Origin of the sequence: Aliiglaciecola sp. SL4, assembly GCF_041538045.1 — a bacterium.
Classification (GTDB): Bacteria; Pseudomonadota; Gammaproteobacteria; order Enterobacterales; family Alteromonadaceae; genus Aliiglaciecola.
The window spans coordinates 61,149-82,689 of sequence record NZ_JBGOSE010000012.1; the positions used below are offsets into that span (position 1 = coordinate 61,149).

19 protein-coding genes are annotated in these 21,541 nt (G+C 40.2%); 18 read left to right on the forward strand and 1 reads right to left on the reverse strand.

From position 1 onward, the window contains the following. Positions 1-4: 4 nt before the first annotated feature. The 8 genes from AB6T38_RS15590 to AB6T38_RS15625 all read left to right on the forward strand — a co-directional run bounded on the left by AB6T38_RS15590 (position 5) and on the right by AB6T38_RS15625 (position 9,701). Positions 5-1,156: a paraquat-inducible protein A gene (locus tag AB6T38_RS15590; protein WP_372548181.1), complete on the forward strand. Its 1,152-nt coding sequence runs from the start codon at positions 5-7 to the stop codon at positions 1,154-1,156. Further along, entirely contained in the window at positions 1,146-2,828 is a 1,683-nt protein-coding gene (pqiB, locus tag AB6T38_RS15595) for an intermembrane transport protein PqiB (RefSeq protein WP_372548182.1), read from the forward strand. Before AB6T38_RS15590 ends, pqiB begins: the two co-directional genes overlap by 11 nt. Then, positions 2,821-3,423: a membrane integrity-associated transporter subunit PqiC gene (locus tag AB6T38_RS15600; RefSeq protein ID WP_372548183.1), complete on the forward strand. Its 603-nt coding sequence runs from the start codon at positions 2,821-2,823 to the stop codon at positions 3,421-3,423. The genes pqiB and AB6T38_RS15600 overlap by 8 nt, the downstream gene beginning before the upstream one ends. Beyond that, positions 3,423-4,568, forward strand: a complete 1,146-nt coding sequence (locus AB6T38_RS15605) for a GGDEF domain-containing protein (protein WP_372548184.1) — start codon at positions 3,423-3,425, stop codon at positions 4,566-4,568. Before AB6T38_RS15600 ends, AB6T38_RS15605 begins: the two co-directional genes overlap by 1 nt. 231 nt (positions 4,569-4,799) lie before the next feature. Further along, positions 4,800-7,340, forward strand: a complete 2,541-nt coding sequence (locus tag AB6T38_RS15610) for an RND family transporter (protein WP_372548185.1) — start codon at positions 4,800-4,802, stop codon at positions 7,338-7,340. A 19-nt stretch (positions 7,341-7,359) separates the two neighbouring features. After that, complete coding sequence (locus AB6T38_RS15615) at positions 7,360-8,145, forward strand: outer membrane lipoprotein-sorting protein (protein ID WP_372548186.1); 786 nt, start codon at positions 7,360-7,362, stop codon at positions 8,143-8,145. Then, complete coding sequence (locus tag AB6T38_RS15620; RefSeq protein WP_372548187.1) at positions 8,145-9,455, forward strand: hypothetical protein; 1,311 nt, start codon at positions 8,145-8,147, stop codon at positions 9,453-9,455. The genes AB6T38_RS15615 and AB6T38_RS15620 overlap by 1 nt, the downstream gene beginning before the upstream one ends. 30 nt (positions 9,456-9,485) lie before the next feature. Next, positions 9,486-9,701: a DUF2892 domain-containing protein gene (locus tag AB6T38_RS15625; RefSeq protein WP_372548228.1), complete on the forward strand. Its 216-nt coding sequence runs from the start codon at positions 9,486-9,488 to the stop codon at positions 9,699-9,701. A 72-nt stretch (positions 9,702-9,773) separates the two neighbouring features. Here AB6T38_RS15625 and AB6T38_RS15630 read toward each other — a convergent pair whose 3' ends face one another. Beyond that, positions 9,774-11,078 (reverse strand): sigma-54 interaction domain-containing protein, encoded by a 1,305-nt coding sequence (locus AB6T38_RS15630; RefSeq protein ID WP_372548188.1) that lies wholly within the window; start codon positions 11,076-11,078, stop codon positions 9,774-9,776. A 210-nt stretch (positions 11,079-11,288) separates the two neighbouring features. Here AB6T38_RS15630 and AB6T38_RS15635 point away from each other — a divergent pair, with 210 nt between their 5' ends. The 10 genes from AB6T38_RS15635 (at position 11,289) to AB6T38_RS15680 (ending at position 21,522) form a co-directional block, all read left to right on the forward strand. Beyond that, complete coding sequence (locus AB6T38_RS15635; protein ID WP_372548189.1) at positions 11,289-12,560, forward strand: NAD(P)/FAD-dependent oxidoreductase; 1,272 nt, start codon at positions 11,289-11,291, stop codon at positions 12,558-12,560. A gap of 8 nt (positions 12,561-12,568) precedes the next feature. Beyond that, entirely contained in the window at positions 12,569-13,210 is a 642-nt protein-coding gene (locus AB6T38_RS15640) for a DUF3365 domain-containing protein (protein WP_372548190.1), read from the forward strand. 273 nt (positions 13,211-13,483) lie between these two features. Beyond that, entirely contained in the window at positions 13,484-15,076 is a 1,593-nt protein-coding gene (locus tag AB6T38_RS15645; RefSeq protein ID WP_372548191.1) for a cytochrome ubiquinol oxidase subunit I, read from the forward strand. After that, the gene (gene cydB / locus AB6T38_RS15650) at positions 15,073-16,209 is read left to right on the forward strand and encodes a cytochrome d ubiquinol oxidase subunit II (RefSeq protein WP_372548192.1); all 1,137 of its coding nucleotides are present in this window, start codon (positions 15,073-15,075) and stop codon (positions 16,207-16,209) included. The genes AB6T38_RS15645 and cydB overlap by 4 nt, the downstream gene beginning before the upstream one ends. Positions 16,210-16,228: 19 nt before the next feature. Then, on the forward strand, positions 16,229-16,339 hold the full coding sequence (gene cydX, locus AB6T38_RS15655; RefSeq protein ID WP_100643419.1) for a cytochrome bd-I oxidase subunit CydX: 111 nt from the start codon (positions 16,229-16,231) through the stop codon (positions 16,337-16,339). After that, positions 16,339-17,943 carry an ABC transporter ATP-binding protein/permease gene (locus AB6T38_RS15660; protein ID WP_372548193.1) on the forward strand — a complete coding sequence of 535 codons (1,605 nt, stop codon included), beginning with the start codon at positions 16,339-16,341 and terminating at the stop codon, positions 17,941-17,943. Before cydX ends, AB6T38_RS15660 begins: the two co-directional genes overlap by 1 nt. Continuing rightward, a complete protein-coding gene (locus AB6T38_RS15665) occupies positions 17,933-19,474 on the forward strand; it encodes an ATP-binding cassette domain-containing protein (RefSeq protein ID WP_372548194.1) in 1,542 nt (513 codons plus the stop codon). The genes AB6T38_RS15660 and AB6T38_RS15665 overlap by 11 nt, the downstream gene beginning before the upstream one ends. Then, entirely contained in the window at positions 19,467-20,339 is an 873-nt protein-coding gene (locus tag AB6T38_RS15670) for an MBL fold metallo-hydrolase (protein WP_372548195.1), read from the forward strand. Before AB6T38_RS15665 ends, AB6T38_RS15670 begins: the two co-directional genes overlap by 8 nt. Positions 20,340-20,342: 3 nt before the next feature. After that, complete coding sequence (locus AB6T38_RS15675; RefSeq protein ID WP_372548196.1) at positions 20,343-21,101, forward strand: sulfite exporter TauE/SafE family protein; 759 nt, start codon at positions 20,343-20,345, stop codon at positions 21,099-21,101. Positions 21,102-21,114: 13 nt separating this feature from the next. Beyond that, positions 21,115-21,522: a TIGR01244 family sulfur transferase gene (locus AB6T38_RS15680; protein WP_372548197.1), complete on the forward strand. Its 408-nt coding sequence runs from the start codon at positions 21,115-21,117 to the stop codon at positions 21,520-21,522. The last annotated feature ends 19 nt before the right edge of the window (positions 21,523-21,541 follow it).

Here is a 21,541-nt window from a genome sequence, read left to right on the forward strand (position 1 = left end):
AATAATGAGTAAAGGATTATCTGACCCAATTCACAGCGGAAAAACTGTCTGCCAACAGTGTGACACCAAAGTGGTTATTCCTCGTTTAGCCCATCGGCAAAAAGCAAAATGTCCTCTTTGCGGTCATGTATTGACGCAACACCTCGATAGTGCGAATCAGCGAATAATTATGTTTGCCGTCAGTGCGTTGATTTTCTTAATACTGTCTATGCCATTTAACTTTCTTGGTTTTAGTACTAATGGGCAACATCAAGCTATTGGTATTATATCGGGGTTAGATGTGTTGATAGTTAACGACTACATGTTCTTAGCAGTCGTTCAGTTACTTTCCATTGTTATCGTTCCAGCCATCGTATTAACTGGCTTACTACTTGTACTGTTACCTTTTCCAGCAACAAAAAATCCTAACACCTCCAAGGCTATTCTGAATGTGGTTTATACCCTTATTCCGTGGAGTATGGCAGAGATATTTTTAATTGGTGTACTGGTTAGCTTAATTAAAATTAGTTCGTTTGCTGATATTAGCATAGGTCTATCATTTTACGCTTATATAGGCTTTACAGTCTGTATGGTTGCCACAATGTTATCTATGGATAAACACCAACTTTATATTACTGCCACAGACGCCCAGCACAGTAAAAAAAAGCTCCCAAAATCAGAGAGTATTCAACGAACTTGGGCGCTGTTACTGACATCAATCTTATTATATATTCCCGCTAATACCTTACCTATTATGCATACCGTTTTTTTGGGAACAGATGAGCCTAGTACCATTTTAGGTGGTGTTATTTCTATGTGGCAAAACAAATCCTACCCCATTGCTTTAGTTATTTTTGTAGCAAGTATAGTAGTGCCTATTGGTAAATTAGTAATATTAATTTGGCTTAACTACTGCGTACAATACGGTACGATTAAAAAGCAAAATAAACGAATATTTTGGTATCGACTAACAGAGTTTATTGGTCGTTGGTCAATGGTTGATATATTCGCCGTTGCTATTTTGGTTAGCTTAATACAGCTTGGGAACACTATGAGTGTATTTCCCGGCCCCGCTGCACTAGCATTTTGTGCTGTGGTGATACTAACAATGCTAGCAGCAATGACTTTCGATCCTAGATTAATTTGGAGCAATTCGGACGCACAAAATGACAGATAATAATAATCAACAAACAGACTCACAAGCAGCCGATATAGAATCCAGTCGAATAATATCTAAGTTTTGGCTAATTCCGTTGGTTGCGCTGTCTATTGGTATGTGGATGGTCTATCACCAATGGGCCAACCAAGGCCCGTTAATTACCATTGAATTTGTCTCAGCTTCTGGTATCGAAGCTGATCAAACTAAAATAAAAACTAAAGATGTCGAAATTGGGGTCGTCAAAAAAGTAGAACTAAAACCTGATCTAAGTGGCGTAATTGTTACCGCACGAATGAATCCCAGCGCCGAAATCTTATTAGGAGAAAATAGCAAATTTTGGTTAGTTCGCCCTCGTGTATCCCTCAACGGCGTTTCAGGTTTAACCACTTTACTTTCCGGCCCTTATATTACTTTAGAGCCCAACACGGAAGGTGAGCAATCAAGTGAGTTTATTGCCTTGGAAACACCGCCGACTACTGCAGCTGGTACGCCAGGTTTACAAATATCCTTAAATAGTGACCAAGAGCTATCCTTTAAAGCTGGTGATCCAATAATTTATAAAGGATTAAAAGTGGGCGAATTTGAAGATATGCATTTTGATGTCGACAAGCGTAAGGTGTCTTATAATGCCTTTATTCAAGCGCCTTACCATAAACTCATTACTGAAAATACTAAATTTTGGAATGCCAGTGGTATAAGTCTCGATTTGGCTGCCAATGGCATTGAAATCAAAACCGGTAGCATAGAGACCATGCTCACCAATGGCGTCACATTTGGTATTCCAGAAGGTATGCCCACCGGCAAACGCGTCACCAGTCAAGCATCATTTGAGATATACAAAGACTACGATAGTGCATCTAATAAACGCTACAAATTGGGAGTCAACTTTGTATTAATGATCAAAGATAGTATTCGCGGATTAACGGTTGGCGCACCTGTAGAATATCGAGGTCTGCAGATTGGAAAGGTAGTTGAAATCAATCTTCCTGGTTTAGCTGAAAGTAAATTGCTAGACGATGAATTTGCCATCCCAGTACTAATCAATATCCAACCAAGTAGAATGCAACAACCAGATAACCAAGCAGGCGTAGAAATTATTAAGCGACAAACGTTACGTGGTATTGAACAGGGTCTGCGAGCATCTCTTAAAATAGGTAATATAGTGACCGGCGGACTGTATGTCGATTTACAACATTACAAAGATGCCGAACCAGAACCTTTAAGTAGATTTCATGGGTATAATGTCATTCCCACAACATCAGGGGAATTCGCTCAGATCACACAAAAAGTAAGTGGCGTTTTAGACAATATAAATGCCATACCTTTTGCTGAGATATCGCAAGATGCGAGTCAACTTATGCAAACCTTCAATTCTACTGCACTTGCACTTCAACAAACTATCGACACCTTGGATGGCTTACTTGTGGATGTGAAAGATCAACAAACAAGTGAGAATATAAACCATGCAGCTGAATCTTTTACTCAACTACTCAAGGACTACTCAGCAGGCTCTAAAACAAACCAAGAACTAATATCAACAATGCAACAATTTCAAACGACTCTACAACAATTAATCCCGTTATTACAGCAACTTAACCAAAAACCAAATAGTTTAATATTCAGTGATGGTACTCAACCAATAATTGAACCTAAAGCACAATCTATAAACGAGGAAATTCAAAATGACTAAGCCTGTTTTTTATGTGTTGGGAATAGTCCTGCTGTTGGCAGGTTGTGCTACCGAGACGAATACAAATGTTCAGTACTACCTGCTCGATAGCTCAACATCAATGTCGATACCAAGTGATCTTTCTCAACGTCCTAAAACGGTTGTTGTGCAACCAATTGAATTAGCCGATTACTTAAAACAAGCTGGATTGAGTATGCAATTAGATGAACATCAAGTTTACTATTCTAAACAGCATTTCTGGGCACAACCTTTACAAGCAAGTATTCAAAGTTCACTAATAAACGATCTTAATGAACATTCCAATACGGCTTTATTCTCTTCCTCTGATGAAGTTAATTCTGCTAGCCATGGAATTAACCTTAGGGTGAAAATAAATCATTTTTCGCCTACATTTAAATCAAGAGTAGTGTTAGCTGGTCAATATTGGATATATAATAAGCAAAGTCAGACAGAGTTGACTAGGTCAATGTATCACTTTAAATTTGAACTACCTTTGGCTAAAAATGGTTACGGACATGCAGTTGGTAAATTACGAGACTTGTTAGAAAACTTAAGCGAAGATATAGTAGAGAACATGGATAACGTTAGAAACTAATGATAAAAAAAATCACAGATTGGATGCTTTCCTATCTATATTTAGGTGCTGAAGGTGATAAAAATAGCGAAACAAATCAACAATTATTTGTTTCAAATCTTTTTTCAGTTATTGGCTATTCCCTCACTTTCATATTAAGTATCTCTGCAGCCTTCGGTGGTGAGGTAGTTCTTTCTATTTCGCTTTTTACTGCCAGCTTTTTGTTTTTCGTCAGTCATCAAATCCATCGACTCAAAAAAATTAAAAATACCTACAAAATCTCTACCCGTATTATTTTTACTTGTCTGCTTTTTTTAATGCTTTACTTGGTGTTTAGTGGTGGCCATGGAAACACCGGTCCGCTGTGGATTTATATATTACCTCCAGTCGCTTTCTTTTTTGGGGGACTTCGCCGAGGACTGGCGAATATAGGTCTATTTGTCATCATAGTGAGCGTCATGTTGTTTTACCCAGGCGAAGTATTATTAAACACCTCATACACTCACGAATTTAAATCGCGTCTCATTTATTCCTTTTTAACGGTTACTTTATTATTTGGTTTTTATGAATTTTCAAGACAAAAATTCATCTCATTTATGCAAAAGTTAAGTGATCAATTTGAACAACAAGCAATGCAGGATCCACTGACCTCGTTACCTAACCGCAGAGCCATGCAAGATTATTTAGACCACGAACATAATCGTGCTCAGCGCAGCAAAGTTAACATGTCATTATTATTGTGTGATATTGATCACTTCAAAGGTGTAAACGACCTTTATGGTCATGAAGGCGGTGATTATGTGCTTAAGAATTTGTCTGAGTTATTCACTTCAACGTTACGAAAACAAGATAAAATATCGCGCTGGGGAGGAGAAGAGTTTCTATTTCTTTTACCAGAAACTAACGAGCATGACGCGCACTTTTTAGCTGATAAAATACGCCTTAAAGTAGCAGGTCATACTTTCAAGTATGCTGGAAAAGAATTTAATATTACCTTGAGTATTGGGGTTAAAGAGGTCACTAAAAACATAAGTGTAGATAAAGCCATAAGTGCAGCTGATAAGTTCTTGTACCAAGCCAAAGAAAATGGCCGAAATTGCACTATGCCTGAGAGTAAAATTTTAACTCACAATAAAATCAGTAATAATAACATCCAATCAAAATAAGATTAACGTCGCTTCCTTTAACACGCTAATCTAATAGTCATAAACTTTAGTAAAATACTTAGCTAACAGCCAAAACTACGACTTCCCAAGATCTTTGACGCCCCTACCACACTTATTGCTTTTAATTAGATAGCGTGTCGAACGCTAAGTATTGAGCCCAAAAATCAATGGCACTCTTATTGCAATCCTCATAATAAAATTAACACGAAAGATTATTTGCAACAGAGTTTTATGAAAAATATAGCCAAAAATTTAGTCCATTTATGTACCCATAAACCTAAATCTGTTTATGGAATTTTGTTGCTATTTGTGTTGCTCCTAGCATCGCAAATTCCTCGCATCCAAATTGATACAGACCCAGAGAATATGCTGGATGCAGAGCACCCCGCCCGTGTATTCCACAATCAAGTAAAACAAACCTTTAGTATGTATGATGCAATAGTTGTTGGCGTGGTGAATACCTCCGACGAATATGGTGTATTTAAACCCGACGTACTAACTGACATTTTTGACATTACGAAGACAATTATGTCATTAGATGGCGTGGTTTCTGCTGACGTTATGTCAATTTCAACGGTAGATAATATAAGTCAAGAAGGTGAAGGGGCAATTCGGTTTGAATGGATGATGCCCTCGCCACCTGAGACCATTTCAGTTAGCCAACAAATACAGCAAAAGCTGTCACGCCTACCTTTATTGCAAGACACACTAGCGTCCAATAACGGTAAGGCTGCAGCCATCTATGTGCCAATTTTAGATAAAAACCAAAGTTTTAAACTCGCAGAGCAAATTCGTGCTGCAATACAAGCGCGCGATAGTTCCGCTCAGTGGTACATTACAGGTTTACCGGTGGCTGAAGACCAGTTTGGTTTCGAGATGTTCGTACAAATGGGCATTTCAGCACCCTTAGCTGGTTTAACTATTTTTATTCTTTTGTTTGTGTTCTTCCGCAATATTCCGCTCATTATTGCGCCCATGATAGTCGCTATGGCAACCGTAATCATAACCATGGGTGCGTTAATTGGAATGGGCTTCACCGTTCATATCATGTCGTCAATGATTGCTATTTTTCTGATGCCTATTGCGGTAGTTGATTCGGTGCATATATTGTCGGAGTTTAGTGACCGCCATAAGCCTGGTGAAGATCTACAAGAAACCATAGAAGAAGTAGTAGGCCATCTATTTACGCCCATGCTATACACATCAATCACCTCATCAGTGGGGTTCTATTCATTGATGTTAACCCCCATTCCACCGGTGCAAATATTTGGTGCCTTTGTAGGCTCAGGTATCTTATTGGCGTTTTTAATCACAATTACCTTTATGCCCGCCTACCTGTCTAGGATGAGCGAAGCTTCATTACAAAATCTTCAAGATGTGATGCATAGCCAACAAAGTGGAGGGACCAGAATAGCCAAAATAGCAGCTGGCTTGGGTAAGATTGCAATGAATTTTAAGGGCTCATTGATTTTGAGTTTTGCGGCGATTTTTGCAGTATCGGTTTGGGGAATTACGCAAATTCAAATAAACGATAACCCAGTAAGATGGTTCAAACCAGACCATGAAATTCGAGTCGCTGACAAAGTTCTCAACGAAAACTTTGCAGGAACCTACGACGCATACGTTGTGCTGAGTCAACAATCATCGTTAGTACCAATTCACAACTTAATGATAAAAGACCTGCCTTCTACTTTAAATGAATGGCAACAGAGCACAGTTGAAAAGCTTAAGAATGAGCCATTAAACGAACAGTATCAACAACTTATTATTGAAATCGAAGACAAAATGTTTTCCCAAATAAGTTCTATAGAAGATCAGTATTTGAATCAGTTGTTAAGTCTGACAGAGTTGGCTTTAAGCCAGTCAAAAGCGTTCCAGTCACCACAACTACTGGCCTACATAGAATCCTTGCAACTTGAATTACAAGGTTCAGGGCTAGTGGGTAAATCCAACTCCCTTGCCGATGTGACCAAAGTAGTCAATCGTGAACTCAGATCCGGTGAAGCAAAAGATTACCAAATCCCTACGTCACCACAAGCTGTGGCGCAAACATTAATGCAATACCAGTCATCCCATCGCCCTAATGACCTATGGCACTTTGTTACCCCAGATTACCAGCAAAGTTTAATTTGGTTACAGTTAAGCAGTGGTGATAACCAAGATATGACAAAGGTAATTCAATTGGTGGATGATTACGTAGCCAGCCATCCCCTGCCCGCAAATATTGAACTAGGATGGGCGGGCAAAGCCTATATTAATGTCATTTGGCAAGAAAATATGGTGGCAGGCATGCTTAATAGTTTAATTAGTGCATTTGTGATTGTTTTTGTGATGATGGTGATACTCTTCAGATCCCTCGTGTTTGGTTTGCTAGCAATGCTGCCACTGACCATCACTATCACTTTCATTTATGGGTTGATTGGTATTATTGGCAAAGATTACGATATGCCAATCGCTGTTTTATCAGCATTAACACTGGGTTTGTCAGTAGACTTCGCCATTCACTTTTTAGAAAGGGCCCGCGCCTTATACAAACAAAACAAAGATGTTAAACAAACATTTGCGTTGATGTTTCAAGAGCCGGCTAGTGCCATTACACGTAATGCCCTTGTCATTGCCCTAGGTTTTACCCCCTTATTATTTGCTCCCCTTGTGCCCTATATCACTGTGGGCGTATTTTTAGCGAGTATTATGGCAATTTCTGCCCTAGTGACATTACTTATTTTGCCCGCAGTAATGTCGTTGGCAAAAACCTTAGTGTTTAAAAACTAAGTCAATTTGGAGGTTTAGAATGTTAAGAATTACATTATTTACGTTTTCATTGTTAGTGTCGTTACCCGGCACTGCAGCTGTTGATGTTGATGAGTTAATTAGCAGCGCTGAAAAGGTTGCTTATTACAGTGGCGAAGATGGCCGCTCAGATGCCCGCATGATGATTGTCGACTCTCAAGGACGTAAACAAATGCGTCAATTCACTATCTTAAGACGTGATATCGAAGACAACGGAGATCAGCAGATGATGGTGTTTTTCAGCCGTCCTACGGATGTTAAAGACACAGTATTTAGAGTGGAAAAACATGCTGATATTGGAATTGATGATGACCGCTGGTTGTATCTACCGGCACTGGACTTAGTCAAACGCATATCAGCCGGCGACAAACGCACCTCCTTTGTGGGTTCACACTTTTTTTACGAAGATGTATCTGGTCGGGCTGTCTCAGAGGATACCTTTGAACTGATGAATGAAACATCGGAAAACTACATTTTGAAAGCCACACCCAAGTCCGCAGACAGTGTTGAGTTTAGCTACTACCACGTCAGCATTAGTAAACAAACAAAGCTGCCGGTGAATATTGATTTTTTTAATCAAGATGGTGTGAATTACCGACGAGTTGAAGCTATAAAAATCGAAGAAATTCAAGGGTTTCCTACAGTGGTTCGCTCCAAAGTAAGCGATTTAATTAATGGTGGTTATACCTTAATGGAATTTAGAAATATCAGCTATGATCTAGGGCTGCCAGACGTGGTATTTTCTGAACGAAGTTTGCGTACTCCGCCTCGCCAATGGTTAAAATAATGAAAAATAGGTTATCGTCCCGCGCTTTTTTTACGATGACGTTACTTTTCGTCACGTTAAACACTGTAGCCCAAACTTCAGAAGATGAATGGGATATGGGCGACTGGTCGGAAGAAGCAGTGGAAAGCCCGATATTTACCGGCTTTATTGACGTTAGCGCGGGCAACAGAATATCCTCAGATCCGGTCATCGATGGTGCTAAAACCCTCAGAGATATTCGTTTACAAGTGCAGTGGGAAAAGCTACTCAACCATTCCAGTTTAACCATCACCAGCGACCTGTATTATGACGGTGTATTAGATGATGTGAAATTAGACGTTCGGGAATTTGCATGGCAAGGAAGACTAGATGCCTTGGGTGAATGGGGTAAATATTTTGATTTAAAACTAGGTCAACAAGTGTTGACTTGGGGAACAGGTGATTATTTATTTCTGAATGACCTTTTCCCAAAAGATTATCAATCATTTTTTGCAGGTCGTAATGACGATTACCTCAAAGCACCTTCCCTATCAGCTAAGTTATCTGGATTTTTTGATTGGGGAAATATTGACTTGGTTGTTACTCCAGAATTTGCAGCAGACAACTACATCAATGGCGATTACTTTTCATTTTTCTCTTCACAGGTAGGCAGCAACATCGCTCCCGGTTTTGAAGTAAATCCACCTTATTTACCGGAGTCGCCAGAATATGCATTACGCTATTATAAAACCTTTGGCTCATCTGAACTTGCCATTTATGCTTACGATGGCTTTCATAAATCGCCCAGCAGCCAAACCAGTGAAGGCCAAGCTTACTTTTCTGAACTCAAAGTTTATGGTGCCAGCATCGTAAGCCCTGCTTTTGCGGGTCTGCTCAAAGCAGAATTCGCTTATTATGCCTCTCGAGATGATAATCAAGGCACGGATCCGCTAATTCCAAACGATCAAAGTCGACTTTTGGTTGGCTATGAACAGGAGTTAATGAAAGATGTATCTGGCAGCCTGCAGTGGTATTTAGAACGCACCCATGACTATTCACAATTAAAGTTAAACTCCCTAACACCAGAATATGATCCCAATCGCAGTCGTATTGTCGTTACTCAACAACTTGTTTATCGGTTAATGCAACAAACCTTAACCATAAACGCATTTAACTTTTACTCCACCAGCGACAAGGACGGTTTTTTAAAATTGCGTGTTGATTACAGTCCAGTTGACCAGTGGCGATTAGCGATGGGTATGAATCTATTTTACGGTGATGACAATCACACATTTTATAATCAGTTTGAAGATGCGAGTAACTTCTACGCTAGCTTCAAATACTTTTATTAAGCTACAAAACCATTAAAAAAGAGGATAATGATGTCTGCTGAACGAGCGTTAACCGCATTTGCCGGTTTTATGGTGTTAGTTTCCGTTGCCTTAACGGTTTGGGTTCATCCCAACTTTGTTTGGTTTACGGTTTTTATAGGTGCTAATTTATTTCAACAAAGTTTTACAGGCCTGTGCCCTGCCACCTTTATTCTTCGTAAAGTGTTTGGTTTTAAAACCGAAAAAGAACTGGCGAATGGCCAATAAAATTCAGTAATACGCCATAAATGACAAAACCAAAAAAGATAACGGCCCACATAATCAGATCACGCGGGCAAATTATCTTCCGTCGTATTTTAAGCCATATTTCTGTAATTTCCGATAAAGGGTTCGCGGACTCACCTCTAATTGCTGGGCAAGTTCATCTACAGGTAAAGTGCTAGAAAAACACAATTGAGAAAGGTACTGTTTTTCGACTTCATCCAAGGAAATAACTTGCTTCACGTCCTTGCCCTCAAAATTATCGGAATGAATGATGAGTTCAGGCAAATCCTCAACCTCAATAATGTCTTCATTAGCAAGTAACGCTGAGTGCTCGACAATACTTCTAAGCTCACGAATATTGCCAGGAAAATCGTACTGACTTAATTTAAGCATCGCTTGTTGACTAAATCTTTTACGATGTAGTTCGGATTGTTTTAAAAAATGTTCGGCTAAAATAGGGATATCGGAACGACGCTGAGCCAATGAAGGCAACATAATGGGAAAGCCCGCGATGCGATAATACAAATCTTTCCTAAACTCACCCGATGCTACTAATTCAAGTAAGTTCTTATGACTTGCACAAATTAATCTAAAATCAGCTTTTTTCTGTTTAATCCCACCTACGGTGCGATAACAATGGGTTTCAAGCAACCGCAATAGTTTAACTTGCATAGCCAAAGGCACATCTGCTATTTCATCAAAAAAGACAGTGCCACCATTAGCCATCTCTATCAGCCCTTTTTTGGCATGGGTTGCGCCAGTAAAAGCACCTTTTTCATGACCAAATAACTCCGACTCAAATAAATTTTCGTTAAGACCTGTACATTCAATAATTACAAAGGGTTTTTCTGCTCGAAAACTCGACTCATGAACAGCCTTAGCCACTAACTCTTTACCAGTACCCGTTTCGCCGTGTAAAAGCACCGCAATATCGGACTTAGCTGAGCGGTTAATCTTATTTAGCATCTTTTTAAAAGGCTCTGATGCACCTATCATAAGTTGCGCATTCGACTCATTGGACGCAAACTTTATACGGTCTAACACTTCTAAAAATCCGGTGGTGATACCATTTTCATCTTTGATGGGTTTCATCAAAATATCACAATAGGTTTTTCCGTATGGCGTATCGTGAATATGAATAACACTGCTAGTTTTATCGGTTTTATTACACTGCTCCATTGGACAATCTTCACCGTGCTGATCACAGGGGCTTGAGTTTCGGTGGGAAATTTCAAAACAGCGGCTTTTACCTACTATCACTTCATTTTCATAGGTATCTCGATACGCTGGATTAACGGCTAAAATACGGTATTCAAGATCAATAAAAATTGCCGGCTTTTCCATTGCATCAATCATCGATTGTACGACACTCACATTCATAATCGGTGAAACCTTCATTAAGTCATTATTGACTCATACTCTGACAAAAATGACACAGGAATCAAGTTATATCTAAATCATCTCAAATGATTTTAATAAAACATATAACTTTCAATACCTTAAACAATTTTGAATTTATAGCACGGGTCTTGCTTATTAAGTATTTACGTGTCGTACCCTTTAACGATATTAAAAAAGTAAGGATCTAAAATGGCTAAAATAGTGATCTTAGGCGCAGGAACCGGTGGCATGCCAGCGGCTTATGAAACAAAAGAGATATTAGGCAAGGAACACCAAGTTGTTGTGATCAATGAACGAGCTGAGTTCCGGTTCGTTCCTTCCAACCCTTGGGTTGCTGTTGGATGGCGAGAGCCTAACGCAATAACGATGCCCATTGAAAAATATCTCAATAAAAAAGGCATTGAATTCATTTGCGCAAGGGTGGATAAAATCGATGCACAAAACAATGTTATTTTAACCCACGACAACCGAAGCATAGACTACGATTATTTGATAATTGCCACAGGACCTAAACTTGCCTTTGCTAATATTCAAGGAGCTGGACCTGACTTTTACACGCAATCCATTTGTACCTTAGATCACGCTCAACAATGCTATCAAGATTTTGAAAAGCTAATAAAAAATCCAGGACCAGTTGTGGTTGGTGCTTTCCAAGGCGCCAGTTGCTTTGGGCCTGCATACGAATATGCGTTTATCTTAGATAAAGCACTCCGAGACGCTAAGATCCGCCACAAAGTACCCATTCACTTCGTTACCTGTGAACCTTATATCGGGCATATGGGCTTAGGTGGTGTGGGAGACTCTAAAACCATGTTGGAGTCAGAACTTAGAACCAGAGACATAAAGTGGACTTGTAACAGCAGCGTAGATAAGGTCACTGAAAGTATGATGTTTGTTTCTGAGTTAAACCGAAAAGGTGAAGTTGAATTCGAGCATCAACTACCATTTCACCATGCCATGCTTATCCCTCCATTCAGTGGTGTTGACGCTGTGGCAAATGTTGATGCTTTGTGCAACCCTAAAGGTTTCGTTCTCACCGATGAATACCATCGCAATCCAACCTACCCGAATATATTTTCCGGCGGAGTCTGTGTTGCTATCCCTCCAGTTGAGGCAACTCCAGTCCCTACAGGAACGCCTAAAACAGGTTACATGATCGAAACTATGATGACCGCCATCGCCCACAATCTAAAAGCCCTCATTATTGACAAGCAACCGCCTCACACTAAAGGCACTATGCATGCAATTTGCTTAGCCGACATGGGCAACACAGGAGCAGCATTTGTAGCCATGCCGCAAATTCCGCCTCGTAATGTCGCCTGGTTTAAAAAAGGGAAATGGGTACATTTAGCCAAAATTGCATTTGAAAAATACTTCATGCGGAAAATGCGCACGGGCACAAGTGAACCGGTTTACGAAAAGTATGTGCTAAAAGCACTTGGAATAGAACGACTAGAATAGGAAATACTATGAATAAAATATTAGCAATATGTGTAACTACAATAGGTGTGTTAACTCTTGTCAGTTGCAGATCTTATGGAACGGCTACTAAGGTGGATGAAACAGCCACGAAAAAGGACCCGCTAACAATTAGTCAGCTTCAAAATCAGGAAGCATCCTCAAAGCAACAGATGCAAAACATTGCCAAACAAAAAATGCAGCAATTTGGTAAGCAACTCATAAGTGAATTACTCAATGCAATTGGCACTGGTGGCTTTGAAAGTGCAGTAGAGGTTTGTCAACAACAAGCACCTAAAATTGCCGCTGAACTATCCACTAATGGTTGGACCCTAAGTCGCACAAGTTTGAAAACCCGCAACACCGATAACCAACCCAATGAGTGGCAAAAAGAGGTATTAGTGAACTTTGAACAGCAACTGAAACAGGGCGAAGCAATGGATAAATTGGTCTTTAGTGATATTAAAAATGGGCAATTTAGAATGATGAAAGCCATTCCTACTGGTCAGTTATGTGTTGCTTGTCATGGTACAAATATATCCTCGGATTTACGTGAAAAAATAAACCAACACTACCCACAGGACACGGCAATAAACTTTTCGTTAAATGATATTCGCGGCGCTTTTAGCGTCACTGCGCCTATGTCTGAGTAGACTACTGCCAAACAAATTAATCCACAAAATCAGCTGCCAAATCAGCAACTGTCACTTATGACACACTTCTTGTCATAAGTGACACACAAGCCCAAAAATAAAGCCTCACCAAAAATAAAACTCCAATCCTTTCAACACCTTAAAATATTTTCCATATTTGGCACGCAGAATGCAATTTGAGTTCAATAATGTTGATTAAGATCAACTCCGAGGTAGAAACCATCGGAATATAATAGATTCGACAACACTTTTTAAATCACTAGGAGAAACAGTATGAACGAGACTCTAATTGAGTTATCTCGTTGGCAATTTGCCTCTACCGTCATGTTTCATTTCATATTTGTTCCATTAACCTTAGGCTTGAGTTTTATGCTTGCCATAATGGAATCTGTGTATGTTTTGACTGGCAAAGAAATCTATAAACAAATGACCAAGTTTTGGGGTAAGTTGTTTGGGATCAACTTTGCTATTGGCGTTGCCACAGGTTTAACCATGGAATTTCAGTTCGGTATGAACTGGTCTTATTATTCCCATTATGTAGGTGATATCTTTGGTGCGCCTTTGGCGATAGAAGGACTTATGGCCTTCTTCTTAGAATCTACCTTTGTTGGTTTGTTTTTCTTTGGTTGGGACAAAATGACCAAAGTGAAACACTTAATGACAACTTGGTTAGTTGCCATAGGTTCTAACTTCTCTGCCCTTTGGATCTTAATTGCCAATGGCTGGATGCAATATCCTGTGGGCGCAGAATTTAACTTCGAATCCATGCGCATGGAAATGACCAGTTTTGCAGAAGTCATTTTCAACCCTGTAGCGCAAGTGAAGTTTGTACATACGGTATCTGCAGGCTATGTTACCGGTGCAATTTTTGTTCTAGCTATTTCTTCTTATTACTTACTTAAAAACAAAGACGTTGCTTTTGCTAGACGCTCTTTCGCCATCGCGGCCAGCTTTGGGTTAGCATCGGTCATCTCAGTTATTATTTTAGGTGATGAAAGTGGTTATGAATTAGGTGATGTTCAAAAGGTTAAATTAGCCGCTGTCGAGGCTGAATATGAAACCCAGCCTGCCCCTGCTGCTTTCACCTTGTTTGGCATACCCAATGATGAAACTGAATCTGTCGATTATGCTATCCAAATACCTTACGCCATGGGTATCATTGCCACACGCTCACTAGACGAAGAAGTGGTTGGCTTAAAAGAACATAAAGAGCGCCATAGAGAGCGTATTTTATCTGGAATTGTAGCTTACGACTTATTAGACAAAGTCAGAAATGGCCAAGCGACAGAAGCTGAACGGGCTGATTTTGAGCAACACAAAGACAATTTAGGCTTTGCCATGCTCTTACAGCCTTTTACGGATGATGTTACTAACCCTTCCGAAAATGCTATTCAACAAGCTGTTGATTACAGTATTCCAAAAGTTGCACCGTTATTTTGGAGTTTCAGACTGATGGTTGCTTCTGGATTTGCCATGTTAGTGCTGTTTGCCCTAGCCTTCTATTACTCTACTAAGCACCAAATTACTAAACCTCGCTGGTTATTGAGGTTTGCTCTTTGGAGCCTACCACTTCCTTGGATAGCCTCAGAAGCGGGTTGGTTTGTTGCCGAATACGGTCGTCAACCTTGGTCAATTGCAGAAATATTACCGGTACATGCATCTGTATCCAATTTAAGTGTTACTGACGTCGTTATCACGATAATAGCCTACACATTCTTCTATGCAATTATGTTTATCGCCGCCTTTTATTTAATGCAGAAATACGCCAAAAAAGGCCCCAGTGAAACTTTTGCCGAAGCCGAGCGTGAATTAGAAGAGGCGGCACAACTACTAAACGATGAACAACCTCAAGGAGCAAACTCATGATTGATTATGAAACCCTTCGCGTTATCTGGTGGGTGTTGATAGGTGTATTACTCATAGGTTTTGCGATTACCGACGGCTTTGATTTAGGAGTAGGTGCATTATTGACGCTGATTGGAAAAACCGATCAAGAACGCCGAGTCATGATCAATACCGTAGGGCCCCACTGGGACGGTAATCAGGTGTGGTTAATCACTGCCGGTGGCGCTATTTTTGCTGCTTGGCCGATGATCTATGCTACTGCGTTTTCAGCTTTATATTTAGCACTAGCCTTAACCTTAATCGCGCTGTGGATGCGTCCGTTAGGTTTTGATTACCGTAGCAAGCTAACCAATAAAAAATGGCGAATGATGTGGGATTGGGCGCTTTTCGCAGGCGGCTTTATTCCTGCCCTAATATTTGGTGTGACATTTGGTAACTTACTACTGGGTATCCCTTTCGAGTTAGACGAGACTTTAAAGTCAACCTATACAGGCTCGTTCTTCAGTTTACTAACACCATTTGCACTGCTAACCGGACTAGTTTCAGTTGCAATGCTGTTAAACCACGGAGCAACTTGGTTACAACTTAAATCCGATGGTGACCTATATCAGCGGGCACGTTCTTTGTCAGTAATACTAGCTTCAACAACAGCGGCTCTTTTTGCCTTAGCAGGAGTGTATTTGGCCCTTGGCGTCGATGGCTATCAAATTACTTCAAACGTAGATATAGCTGCAACCAGCAATCCTTTGCATAAAACCGTATCGATTGTAAGTGGAGGATGGTTACAAAATTACAGTGCCTTTCCATGGATGATAGCAGCCCCTGTTCTAGGTATTGTTGCTGCATTGGCCTCCGCCTTCTTTTCTAGTGTCGGCAGAAGTGGCAAGGCATTTGTTGCAAGTGCGCTAAGTATTGCAGGCATTATTTTAACTGCAGGATTCTCAATGTTTCCATTTTTACTACCCAGCAGCATTATGCCTGACGCAAGCTTAACCATATGGGATGCAACCTCGTCGTTTTTAACTCTACAAACCATGTTTATTGTGGCCTGTGTGTTTGTACCTATTGTGCTGTGTTATACCGCATACGGTTTCTGGGTTATGAGAGGACGAGTGAAACAAGCTGACTTGAGCAAGTCACACGCAATTTATTAATAATAACAGGAGAGAAATTATGTGGTATTTCACATGGATTTTAGGGGTTTTATTAGCATGTTCATTTGGCATCATTAACGCCATGTGGCTTGAGTCAACAGAAGATATGGATCGTACGGACGAATCATAATGGAAAATCAAATAACACCTCAAGCTATACAATGGTTAAAGCGGCAAAGCATGGATTTTCGCGTGCCGCAAATGAAGGTGTTTTTGGTCAGGCTAATACAGTTTATTGCTCAAATCTTCACATTCTGGTTATTTGCTGAAATGATGATGTCGATAGTTGTCGAGCAGCAAACAATTGATGCCCGCAAGGTGTTATACCTTGCGGTTGCATCGAGTATTTGGTTAGCCAGTGTATATTTTGCAGATAGTCTATCGGCCATCTGCAAAACAAACGTTGAAAGCCAAATTGAAGGCGATATCCAACAAATTTGGCAGCAACAACAAACCGCCTTAATACGCCGATATTCATCGGCTTATTGGCAACAGTTAATGTTCGATCACATAACTGATGTGGGTAATTACGTCAGTCAATACTGTGTGCAAAAGTGGATGGCCGCTACAACACCGCTGGTTATTTTATTGGTGATAGCGCCAATTAATTATGTTGTGGCAATCTCCTTACTACTTAGCATGCCTGTGGTTCCTTTATTTATGATTATTGTAGGTAAAGGTGCAGCTGCACTCCACCGTAAACATTTTATCGCTTTGGAACGTTTAGGGGCGATGTTTTCTGATAGGTTAAAAGCCCTCCCCTTAATTACCAGTAGTAATCAACACCAAGAACAACAGACACGATTAAGCCAGGCCAGTAACATTGTCAATTCTAAAACCATGAAAGTAGTATCTGTGGCATTTTTGTCTACCACAGTGTTAGATTTTTTTTCCACCTTATCAATCGCATTGGTAGCAGTTTTCATTGGTTTTAGTTTAATCGGTGAGTTTGAATTTGGACCTAGTATGGATCTTCACACTGGTCTATTTATGCTACTCGTGGCTCCGTTATTATTTGCAGAATTAAAAACCTTGGGAAAATACTATCATCAAAAATCCAAAGCAGAGGCCAGTGCAGAACGATTTGCAGAGATATATAACGAGGTAAAATCTACGCTAAAAGAGCCAAACTTCAATGGTATAGATTGGCTGAACTTTCAAGTTCAGGAGCCTAAGATTAGTGCCAGAAAAATCTCTATACGCCCCGGAGAATGGGTGTTTTTAGAGGGGCAATCAGGCGCAGGTAAAACCGTTCTGTTAGAAGCATTAATGGGGTTTCGAGAAGCATCTCACCACTTTCCAGCTCCTAGCTATATGCTTACTCAAGATACCGTAGTTTTAGATAATACCCTTAGACATAATTTAACCTTGGGAAAAGACATCCCTGATCATTTGCTTTGGGAAGTGTTAGTTGATGTCGAGCTTAATGATTGGGCGTTTAACCTAAAACATCAATTAGACACACCTTTAGGCGACTATCCCCCTTTATCCGGAGGCGAAGCTCAACGTTTAGCCCTTGCTCGTATTTTACTAATTGACGCTGACGTCGTTTTTCTTGACGAACCCACCGCCCACCTTACCCAAGAGCAACACAAAGTACTGAGCCTGTTGTTACATCAACATTTGCAGCAAAAAACGGTTATTTGGGCGTCGCACAAATCTATTCCCTCCCATTGGTTTTCACAACATTGGCAACTTGAAAATGGCATTTTAAGGAACCCAAATGAAACATAAAAAACTGTTGGCGGTTAGCTTATTGCTCGCCATGGTGCACTTTCTGGTGGGTTTCACTATTTTATTAGTATCCTCATGGTTTATTGCTGCCTCAGCGATTGCGGGTCTGGGCTTTAACTATATGTTGCCAGCAGTAGTTATTCGAGGCCTAGCGATTTTGCGCATTGCTTCTGGTTATTTCAGTATGCTATTTGGCCATCATCACCTACTCGACTCCTTAGCCGACATTCGGGTATCTGTGTTCAAATCTCTTGCTGACAATCACGTTATTGCGCGGGATACGTCCTTAAACGCACTGGCTTATCAAAGTGAAGAAGTAGCGTCAATTTGGATTGCTTGGGTGGGCCAAAATGCCGGAGTATTATTATCCATCAGTGCGCTAATGTTCTGTGCGGTAGTGTTTACACCCGCATTAACTTGGCCATTAATAGTGTTTTTAGTCGTGTTTAGTGTCATTTACTTGGGATTAGTATTAAGTACCTTAGGTAACGCTGTAAAACTGGCTAAATCTCAAAAATCCACCCAATTGAGCTTAATTCAACACGTTGAAAGTGCGCCTATCTGGCATATGCAAAATCAAGTTCAACCACCTAAATTATCCAATATTCGTAAAATACAAAACCGCATCCAATCGAATACTAGAATAGCGACCTTACTCACCTCTATCACCAGTATTGCGACTATGTGTTTTATATTAATTAATTACGCAGGAGCCCATGTGGGAAACAGTTTGTTCGTGATTATCCCCATGGCATTATTAAGTGTAAATGATTGGTTGGGCCGCGCCATTGAGTCACAAAACAAGCTAGCAAGTTTTCACATTGCCAATAAAAGCATGGCAGCTTTGGTACATGAGTCCGCGCCTATACATCGGCATGATACCGAGGTAAAAAGTCTCAAAGTTTCTAACTTTAAAGCTGAAAACACCCGTATGCCAGAAGTGTCGGGCACATTCGACTCTGCCAGCTTGAGTTTAATTGTAGGCAGTTCAGGCTCAGGGAAAAGTCGTTTTCTACAATCCCTTGCAGGTTTGATTCCGTGTCAAGGTAGTCGGAAAATCAACCAAAAAGACCTGCCAAATGGGTTACTTGACGACAGCCTTTATGTTGAACAGTTTCCATATTGTCTATCAGATACCTTAAAAAGTAACTTGCTTATGGCCAACCCCGAGGCGTCGGATGCTTGCTTAAACGAAGTTCTCAATAAAGTGGGTTTGGGTTACATGACGGATATCAATCAATGGATTGGAGAAAATGGAAGACGTTTTTCTGGCGGTGAAAAAAAGCGTCTAGGTTTAGCCCGCGCTTTATTAAGTCAAGCAAACCTCATTTTAATTGATGAGCCATTTGAAGCCTTAGATGAAAAGAATATTGAAATTGCATGTGCCCTTATCAATCAATTAGCCGAGCTGAAAATTGTGTTGGTTGCTTCTCATATTATTCCTCATCAACTCAAAATAGATCAGCAAATATCACTTGATCCAAAGTTGCAGCTCGAAACCAGCAAAGAAGGAATCTTCCACCATGAATAAACTCATCATTCAACCATTTATGGATGAAAACACCAATACCGTCACCTATGTCTTAACTGATAAAACCTGCAACTTGTCTGCGATTATTGACCCAGTTTTAGATTTTGATGCCAGTTCGGGCACCCTATCTTCCGCCAGTGCAGATAAGGTGATCAAATATTTAGATGACAATAATTTTTCCCTAGAGTGGATTCTGGAAACCCATGCCCACGCCGATCATATAACCGCCTCCCAATATATAAAAGAAAAGCGCGGCGGCGAAATTGGCATAGGCGAACATATCCGTATAGTTCAAACAACCTTCAAAAAGATCTTTAACTTAGATGCAGAATTTCCTTGTGACGGAAGCCAATATGATCATTTGTTCAGCGACGGAGAAATAATTAAGTTAGGCCACTTAAACATTCAAATAATGAATACGCCAGGTCATACACCTGCTTGTGTGAGTTATTTAATTGAAGATGCCGTTTTCGTTGGTGATACTTTGTTTATGCCTGACTACGGCACGGCTCGCGCAGATTTTCCCAACGGCAGCGCTAAAGCTCTGTACCAATCGATTCAAAAAATTCTTGCACTGCCTGGAGATACACGTATTTTTGTGGGCCACGACTATAAAGCCGAAGGTCGTGATGAATATGCTTGGGAGTCGACTGTATTTCAGCAGTTGCGCAACAATATTCATGTAAAAAATGGCACCAGCGAAAACGACTTTGTGAGTATGCGCAACGCACGGGATAAAACCCTTGCGGCCCCCAAACTTCTGCTACCGTCTATTCAAATGAATATCCGCGCAGGACTAATGCCCGACACTGAAGACAATGGGATTTCTTATTTAAAAATACCTCTAACCAGTAAGCTGGGTTAAGCCATGCATGATCCAATAATTTGGTTTGGTGCAATAACCATGGGCTTGAGCCTCGGTTTGCTGGGCTCTGGTGGCAGCATATTAACCTTACCTTTACTCATTTTTATTGCTAAAGAACCTGAAAAAATAGCCATAGCTGAATCTCTGTTGATTGTTGGTTTAGTGGCTTTAGTTGGCACCATAACGCACTATTTCAAAGGTAATATTCTTTATAAACTGGTCATCTATTTTGGTATTCCCAGTATGTTTTCAGCATATGCTGGTGCTTATTTGGCGCAATTTGTAAGCGCAAAATTACAAATGCTAATTTTTGCCGTAATAATGCTATTAGCCAGTGTATTCATGCTCAAACCTATTTCTCCTGTTGCTGCTCAAACAGCACCTTCACAATCAGTGTTTTGGCTAATTCCCGCGAGTTTATTAGTCGGGTGCTTAGCCGGTTTAATTGGTGTGGGTGGTGGTTTTCTCATTGTGCCAGCACTCATGTTTATTGCCAAAATACCCATCAAGGAGGCTGTAGGTACCAGTTTAGTGATTATTGTGATGCAGAGTGTTAGTGGCTTTTCCCAGTATTTACAAGTATTCAAGTATGCTGATATCGCGCTAAATTGGCCGCTGATTACACTGGTTAGCGGCTGTGCTATCGGTGGCATATTAGTCGGTTTACAAGTTGCAGATAAACTTCCACAAAAGGTGATAAAACAACTCTTTGGTGCTGGCTTAATAGGCTTATCAGCCTACACCTTTATCGCAAACTTTTAATCAAGGATTTGTTATGCCTATCATCAATTTAAATGACCACTTTTCAATATCTGGTGAATTAGACAAAGCACAGCTATCTGAACTGATAAAAAATGGCTTAACCCTATTAATTAATGTTCGACCCGACAATGAATCTGCCCATCAAATATCCAGTCACGAATGGAAACTGCTTTGTGGTTCACTTGATATTGATTACCAGCATATACCGGTTAAATCAGGTTATTATGAGGATCAACAAATTGCATTATTTACCCAGTTGATTGAACAACAAAAGGGCTTAGTGCATTGTTTTTGTAGAAGTGGAACCCGTGCTGTTCACCTTTGGGCGCTGAGTCAAAAAGATCAACGGTCTTTTCAACAGTTACAAAACCTATGCGCCGCCAAAGGCTATGATTTATCAGCAATTAAAGACTATTTTTAATCGTTTCGATTTAAATCCA